Below are 1,470 nucleotides of genomic sequence, written 5' to 3' on the forward strand. Positions count from 1 at the left end.
GAGCAGGGTAGTACTCAAGCCTGCCCTGGCAGCTTCGGGTGATTTAATAGTAGGAGGAAGCTGTAAATGGTCGCCCGCTAAAATTACCTTTTGAGCTTTCAGGATAGGGATCCAACAGGCTGGTTCAAGAGCCTGGCCGGCCTCATCTATTACAACGGTATCAAATTTTACATCGCGAATGGTATAATGATTGGAGCCAACCAGTGTAGCAGTAATCACCTGCGCTTTGCTTACCAGGTCATCAATAATATGTTGCTCGGTAAGGGCTACGTCCTTCATGATCTTATGCGCCTCATTAAAAAGTGCTTTACGCTGATCGCGCTCCGCTTTGCCAAAACTGCGCTTGTACTTATGGGCCATATCCTTGTACGCGCCGGCTTGCTTTTTCAGGGTGCGGATCAATTTATTATCCGCATGTCCGGTCATTTTGCTATCGAGTGTTAAGGCCACCAGTTTTTCTGAAACACGGTTTGGATTGCCTATCCTTAAAACGTTTAGGCCTTCATCTGCAAGTTTCTCGCTCAAGAGGTCAACAGCGGTATTGCTGGCTGCAACTACCAGTATTTGTTTTTGAGTTTGTTTTACCAATAAGTTGATAGCCTGAACCAATGTTGTTGTTTTACCCGTGCCCGGCGGACCGTGAACAATAGCCAGGTCCTGCGCGGCAACAATTTTATTTACGGCAGCTAACTGTGACACATTTAAGCGGGATATAGGAACAGGTATATTAACCGGGGCAAAAGCAGCAGGTACTTTGCCGGTAAGTATATTCACCAACCTGCCTTCTTTCGGTTTTTCGTTTAATGCTGATGCCTGTTTAATGGCTTTCAGCATCTCATTATAACTGTTGTTATCAAATAACAGGTCGATACCAAGTTTGCCATCACCACTCCAGTCGGGCAGCTCATCAGCATATAAAGTGATCTTGAGCCTGTTGCCGGCCTGGTAAGTTATGATGCCTTCTACGCGGTCGTTTTTAGGATCGTGGTTAGAAAATAAAGCAGCCGGCACACCAAACCTAAGCTGGTGCGATAGATCCTGGTGTGTGGTACGTTCTGCTTCTACACTAATATAATCGCCCCGGCCGGGCTCTGTATTCCTGATAGCAATAGGGTACCAGCTAAGGCCCTGCGCCCGGCGATCAGCTGCCGAGGTATTTTCTGTTAGTTTGAGGTAAGCACTGCGGTCTTCTTCTTTTTCTTTGTTCAGCAGATCGAGCAGCTTTTTAAAATAATCCATCGGCTGCAAAGGTAATATAAAAGCTAAAGGCTTAATGCGGAAGGCTAAAAGCTAACCGCCAATTCATCAAACTTAATGTAAGGCAGACAAAGCCACCGTCACAATATCTTCCAATACCTCCCTGCCGGCTCCCGCCCGTGCCGACACTCGTAGACCGCCGATGGTGCTAAAAATAAACCTTGCCAAGGCCCTTGAATTAGTTGTTGTTTTAAATTGTCCATCGTGCTGGCC

1 protein-coding gene is annotated in these 1,470 nt (G+C 46.6%); it reads right to left on the minus strand.

Annotated elements, in window-relative coordinates:
- Positions 1 to 1,239 (minus strand): AAA domain-containing protein (locus tag AC1DPZ_RS27115; RefSeq protein WP_477409372.1); only part of this gene is annotated, 1,239 nt, incomplete at its 3' end.
- Positions 1,240 to 1,470: the final 231 nt, after the last annotated feature.

It is taken from the genome of Mucilaginibacter sp. P4_G9, from assembly GCF_056400985.1.